The organism is Enterobacter sp. 342 (assembly GCF_036663495.1).
GTDB lineage: Bacteria > Pseudomonadota > Gammaproteobacteria > Enterobacterales > Enterobacteriaceae > Enterobacter.
Genome location: NZ_JAWUEI010000072.1, coordinates 1 through 6,203, shown reverse-complemented (window position 1 = coordinate 6,203; position 6,203 = coordinate 1). Strand labels below are relative to the sequence as shown.

Here is a 6,203-nt window from a genome sequence, read left to right as displayed (position 1 = left end):
AATCGGCTCAAACATGAAGAAATGAAATGACTGAGTCAGCCGAGAAGAATTTCCCCGCTTATTCGCACCTTCCTTAGCACAAGGTTGATACCAGAGGAGGAGCAATGTTCGGCTACAGCCTGTTTCGCCTGAGCCTGTTTATTGCCCTGGCAATAATCGCCTGTACGGCTTCCGGGTTATTTACCTATTTAGTGGTCTCAGCGCTGGCTGAATAAAGCCGGCATTTGTGAAAAATATGTAAAATAAAACCTTTAGCACCGAGGGGAATACAGTGAACCGTTATTTTTCTCTCATTCCCGTTGTTATTTTAATAACAACGGCTTGCGATCAGAAAGCACCGCAAGTTACCCCGCTGCCGCGGATGGTAAAAGTTGCGGATGTCGTCGCCATTGGTGATTCACAGCAGCGCATTTTTCCTGCCCGTATTGAATCCGGGGATTCTACCGATCTGTCGTTCAAACGCGGCGGACAGATTGAATCCCTTGATGTGCGTCAGGGAGCCAGTATCTCTCAGGGGCAAGCGCTCGCCCGGCTCAACGCCCGGGAAGCGCAGCAACGCGTCAACGAACGGCAGACCGCAGCAACCCTCGCTCAGCGGCAGTTCGACCGCTTCCAGACGCTGGCCGGTCGCCAGGCCATTTCAAAAGCGGAAATGGATATCCAGCGGGCCAACCGTGATTCCGCCAACGCTGCGCTAAAAATCGCCCGCGAAGAGCTAAGTCAAATGACGCTCACCGCGCCGTTTAGCGGTATTGCCGCCAGCGTCCCGATCCGTAATCACCAGGTTGTCGCCGCCGGACAGCCGATCGTCACCCTGACGCGAACCGATCTGCTCGACGTGGTGTTCAGCATTCCGGAGAATCTTTTTACGACTATTGATATCCGCAATGCGCAGTATCGTCCGGTGGTGAAAATCAACTCTATGCCGGACCGTCAGTTCACCGCCGAATATAAAGAACATACCGGTAGCAGCGACAGCAACACTCTGACCTGGCAGATCATTTTAACCATGCCGCGCCCGGCCGATTTTCCGTCAGTGGGCGGCGTGAGTGGGACCGTGACGGTCAATCTGGCAAACCTGCCCGCCAGCGCGGGCGATAAAGCCGTCGTGGTGCCGGTTGAAGCGGTATTTAATCCGGATAATCGCCAGCGCAATGAGCCCCACGTCTGGGTAGTTAAAGGCGAAGGCGAACAGCTACAGCTTGAGGACAGAAAAGTTGGCGTCGGCCAGGTCACCTCTCAGGGAGTGGTCATTACCGAAGGGCTTAGCGTCGGCGAGCGCGTCGTGGCGGCAGGCGTCAGTGAACTGCATGCGCAGCAACCGGTTCGAATCTGGACGCGTGAACGAGGTTTGTAATGGATATCTCTCGTCAGTTTATTAACAACCCGATTCGCGTCTGGCTGACTATTTTACTGCTGGGCATCGGGGGTATTTTCGCCCTGCTGAATATCGGTCGCCTGGAAGACCCGGCGTTTACCATCAAGACCGCCGTGGTCATCACCCACTATCCGGGAGCCTCGGCGCAGCAGGTTGAGGAAGAAGTCACCCTGCCGCTGGAGAACGCGCTGCAACAGCTGCCCTATCTGGACAACGTCAGCTCAATTTCCTCCAATGGTCTGTCGCAAATCACCGTCAATATCGCCTCGAATTATCACTCCAGCGAGCTGCCGCAAATCTGGGATGAGCTGCGCCGTCGGGTAGGAGACGCCGCCCGGATGTTCCCGCCCGGCGTGGCCTCCCCCTTTGTGAACGACGATTTTGGCGATGTCTTTGGCTTCTTCTTTGCTATCTCCGGCGAGAGCTTTACCAACCCTGAGCTGGTCCGCTACGCCGAGCAGCTCAGGCGCGAACTGGTGCTGGTTCCCGGCGTTGGCAAAGTCGCTATCGGCGGTGCGATCCCACAACAAATCAATATCGATATCTCGCTGGCAAAAATGACCGCCCGCGGTATCACGCTCAACCAACTGGCGGCAATCCTCAGTCGCTTGAACGTAGTGTCTAACGCCGGTGAGATTAAATCCGGCAGCGAGTCAATTCGCCTGCATCCAACGGGGGAGTTTGAAAATCTCGACGAGCTGGGCGATTTGTTAATCAGCCCGCACGGCTCAGGTTCAGCGACGCGATTGCGCGATATTGCCACGCTATCGCGCGGACTCAGCGAATCTCCTTCCAGCATTTATCACGCTAATGGCCGCCAGGCGGTCACTATGGGGGTGTCGTTTATTCCCGGCGTCAACGTCATTGACGTTGGTCGCGCGCTGGAAAGCAAACTGGATCAGATGTCGGCGGAAAAACCGGCAGGGATCAAAATTGACCTGTTCTACGACCAGGCTGCAGAAGTGGCTCACTCGGTGAACGGCTTTATCACTAACTTCCTGATGGCACTGGCCATTGTCGTCGGCGTGCTGCTGATCTTTATGGGCGTGCGCAGCGGTATCATTATTGCCCTGTCGTTAGCGCTTAACGTGCTCGGTACGCTGCTGATTATGTATCTGTGGGGCATCGAGCTACAGCGTATCTCGCTGGGGGCGCTGATTATCGCCCTGAGTATGCTGGTCGATAATGCCATCGTCATCGTCGAAGGGGTACTCATTGCCCGCCAGCAGGGGTCGACGCTGCTCACGGCGATTAATTATGTGATTCGCCGCTCGGCGCTGCCGCTGCTGGGGGCGACGGTGATTGCTATTCTCGCCTTTGCGCCGATTGGCCTGTCGCAGGACTCCACCGGAGAATACTGCAAATCACTGCTCCAGGTGCTGCTGATTTCACTCATGCTGAGCTGGTTCTCAGCGTTAACCATCACGCCAGTACTGATTAAATGGTGGCTGTTCAAAGGGCAACAGCCGCCTGCTGAAACCTCGGATACCGACCCCTACAGCGGGCGCTTTTATCGCATTTATCAGCAGATTCTGCACACCCTACTGATGCGCAAAGCGATCACCCTGACCGTCATGGCGGCGCTGCTGGCAGCTTCAATATGGGGATTCGGCTCGGTGCGGCAGAACTTTTTCCCCTCATCGAACACGCCTATCTTCTTTGTTGACCTCTGGCTTCCCTATGGCACTGATATTGCGACAACCGAAAAGATGGCCAGCGATATTGAAACCTCGATTAACGGCCAGCCGGGCGTTGTCACCACCATCGCCACCGTTGGTCAGGGCAGTATGCGTTTTATCCTCACCTACAGCGGGCAACGGCAATACAGCAACTACGCGCAGATCATGGTACGCATGGACGACCAGCGCAGTATTAACGCTCTGACGCAGCATGTTGACAGCTATATTGCGCGCAACTATCCGCAGGTTAATGCCAGCAGCAAACGCGTGATGTTCGGCCCTTCCGGCGATAGCGCCATTGAAGTGCGCATCAAAGGCCCGGATCCCGACCGCCTGCGCCTGCTCGCCAGCCAGGTGGGCGATATTCTCTCCGCAGACCCGGCCACCGACGGCGTGCGCAACGACTGGCAGAACCGCAGCAAGGTTATCCGCCCACAATATTCCGCCAGCTTAGGCCGCGAACTGGGAGTAGATAAACAGGATATCGATAACGCGCTGGAGATGAATTTCTCTGGTAGCCGTGCGGGACTCTATCGCGAAGGGGCTGACCTGCTGCCGGTGGTGGTTCGCCCACCAGCCGCCGAGCGCCAGGATGCTAACCACCTGAATAATGTGCTGGTCTGGAGCCAAAACCGCCAGCAGTATATCCCGCTCAGTAACGTGGTCAGCGGCTTTAATCTCGAGTGGGAAGATCCTTTGATCCTGCGCCGCGACCGCAGCCGCGTACTGACCGTGCAGACCGACCCCGATCCGCTGAGCAATCAAACCTCAGGCGATATTCTGGCGCGCGTGAAGCCGCAAATCGATGCCCTCGCCCTACCGCACGGCTACAGTATTGAGTGGGGCGGCGACGCGGAGAATTCCCGCGAAGCGCAGCAGGGGTTGTTCACCACCCTGCCGCTGGGTTACCTGGTGATGTTTGTTATCACTGTGCTGATGTTCAGCTCGCTGAAAAACGCGATCGCTATCTGGCTGACGGTGCCGCTGGCGCTGATTGGCGTAACGCCAGGCTTTTTGATTACCGGTATTCCTTTTGGCTTTATGGCATTGATAGGCTTGCTTAGCCTGAGCGGGATGTTGATTCGTAACGGCATCGTGCTGGTTGAGGAAATTGAGCAGCAGAAGCAGGAAAAAGCGCAGCAGGAAGCCATTATTTATGCCGCCACCTCGCGTCTGCGCCCTATTCTGCTGACCGCCTTCACCACCGTTCTCGGTCTGGCCCCTTTATTATTGGATGTCTTCTTCCAGAGTATGGCGGTAGTTATTATGTTTGGTCTGGGTTTTGCTACTATTCTGACGCTGCTGGTTCTGCCAGTGATTTACGCCTGTTTCCATAATAAGAGCCTATCCCAGTAGGCGTATATTGTTGCAGCCAGTTTGGGCACGGACAGCGCGCAACAACCGAAGCGTACACGCAGTACGTGAGGCTTGTGAGCACTGCCCAGGACCAAAATGGCAAATAAAATAGCCTAATGGGATAGGCTCTAAGGATATGAAGCCACAATAATGAACAGTACCGGATTAAATATTATTAAAACGCTGGGATGCATGACGGCGGTGACCTTCTTCACCATTTATAACACCAGGGATCACTATGATTACGACTATCACTGGATCCTCGGTTTTCTGACGTTTATTTCGACCATAGCCACGCCGCTGTTTTTTGTGGTGGCGGGCTATCTGGATTCGCAGTCACGGCACGATGCGCAGTGGCAAATGGGTAAAATCAAAAGCGTAGTTATCGTCTTCCTGTTCTGGATGACAGTGTACTATCTCTGGGAACCCTACCAGCGCGGTTATCTTATCCAGCCGTGGTTTGTTTTTGCCTTTATTGTGATTTACACCTTTCATCCGCTTATCGAGTGGCTCAGCCAGCGACGCAAGCTATTTTTCGGCGTGGTATTTGCGCTGCTGTTGCTCTCATATGGCTACGATCTGCTGTCCGCGCTGTATCCTGATGTTCATGCGCTGAGCCTGGCCCCGCAGTACCGTTTGTGGACCTGGCTGCTGTTTTACCTGACCGGCCAGCTGTTCAGCGATCCGCTGGTCGCCAGTTGGCTGACCCGCGAGAGAGTGGTGAAAGGCGCGATGATCGCCATTCCGTTTATTTATCTCTTCACCTGGTTTTACGAGCGCCATTTCTTCTTCGCCCTGTTTAAGGCTGACAGAAATGCGTTCATTCTTACCGGATCACAAATTTATATTTTGGTGGTGGCGCTGGTGATTGCCGCCAACGGCGTGCGGTTTCGTAAAAACAGCGAGTTTAAAGAGACCATTCTGGCGACTATCAGCAAAACGATGACCGGCGTCTATATTCTTCACTACTCCGTTTTTCATCTGCTGACCGCGCTTATCCCAATTAGCTCGCTGGGAACCAAGTTAATGCTGATTGTCCTGACGTTCATCGCCTCGGTGTTAATTTCAATGCTAGCGCTGTCCAATTCGCTGGTGAAAAAGGTGATTACGATTTGATGCCCTCTTAAAAACCGTAGCGCAGCCACGCAAACAGCACGTTGCCGTTATTGTAGGTGCCGGGAATATAGGTGAACTGCACGCTCAGGCGGCGATAGCTGGCGGAAAAGAGCGGCAAAATAATCGGTAGCGGTACGTAGTTGGCGAAGTCTTCTCGGGCGGTGATCCCGGCGGTCACCCCAAGCCCCAGGCGAAAATCGCGACTACTGTCCAGATACCAGCCCTTCTCCCAGCCGTAGCCGATAATCGGCTGCCACTCGTTGTGCGAATCCTTAAACATCATCGCGTAGAGTGAGCTCCAGTTACCTTCTTCGTTATATCTTGAGACACCAAATCCCCCGCCCCACGGCATCTCATTGTAGTTATCGGTTTTCTCTTTATCGTACATAAAGCGGTTGTGCCAGCTGAGAAATGGCAGATACAGGTCGTAGTTTTGCGGCTGATTCCAGGTTTGCGAGACATCGTCTTTTAGCCAGTTCCACCAGCCGCTGACGCGTTGTTCGCCATAAACCTTTGTTTCCGCCTGTACCGCAAAGGCGAAAATAAACAGAGTTCCCCACACTATCCGCAGACAACGTCGCATTGTTTTATCCTTAAAGGGGTCGTCTCAGAATTCGGAAAATAAAGCACGCTAAGGCGTAGTCACCCCGTGACTCCCCCGCGCCGATGCAGCG

At 54.3% G+C, this 6,203-nt stretch carries 4 protein-coding genes; 3 read left to right on the top strand and 1 reads right to left on the bottom strand.

Translation table 11 applies throughout. The features are described from left to right. The first annotated feature begins 271 nt into the window (after window positions 1-271). The 3 genes from V6E55_RS24770 (at window position 272) to V6E55_RS24760 (ending at window position 5,529) form a co-directional block, all read left to right on the top strand. Complete coding sequence (locus V6E55_RS24770; protein ID WP_016241530.1) at window positions 272-1,357, top strand: efflux RND transporter periplasmic adaptor subunit; 1,086 nt, start codon at window positions 272-274, stop codon at window positions 1,355-1,357. After that, complete coding sequence (locus V6E55_RS24765; RefSeq protein ID WP_045270087.1) at window positions 1,357-4,413, top strand: efflux RND transporter permease subunit; 3,057 nt, start codon at window positions 1,357-1,359, stop codon at window positions 4,411-4,413. The genes V6E55_RS24770 and V6E55_RS24765 overlap by 1 nt, the downstream gene beginning before the upstream one ends. 192 nt (window positions 4,414-4,605) lie before the next feature. Beyond that, window positions 4,606-5,529, top strand: a complete 924-nt coding sequence (locus V6E55_RS24760; protein ID WP_024196075.1) for an acyltransferase — start codon at window positions 4,606-4,608, stop codon at window positions 5,527-5,529. 7 nt (window positions 5,530-5,536) lie between these two features. Here the strand turns inward: V6E55_RS24760 and pagP are convergent, their stop codons facing one another. Further along, window positions 5,537-6,112 (bottom strand): lipid IV(A) palmitoyltransferase PagP, encoded by a 576-nt coding sequence (gene pagP, locus V6E55_RS24755; protein ID WP_045270086.1) that lies wholly within the window; start codon window positions 6,110-6,112, stop codon window positions 5,537-5,539. Window positions 6,113-6,203 lie beyond the last annotated feature (91 nt).

Bases quoted from the DNA above. Each gene is read 5' to 3' on its own strand.
- pagP (WP_045270086.1), bottom strand. From the start codon at position 6,112: ATGCGACGTTGTCTGCGGATAGTGTGGGGAACTCTGTTTATTTTCGCC.
- V6E55_RS24765 (WP_045270087.1), top strand. From the start codon at position 1,357: ATGGATATCTCTCGTCAGTTTATTAACAACCCGATTCGCGTCTGGCTG.
- V6E55_RS24760 (WP_024196075.1), top strand. From the start codon at position 4,606: ATGACGGCGGTGACCTTCTTCACCATTTATAACACCAGGGATCACTAT.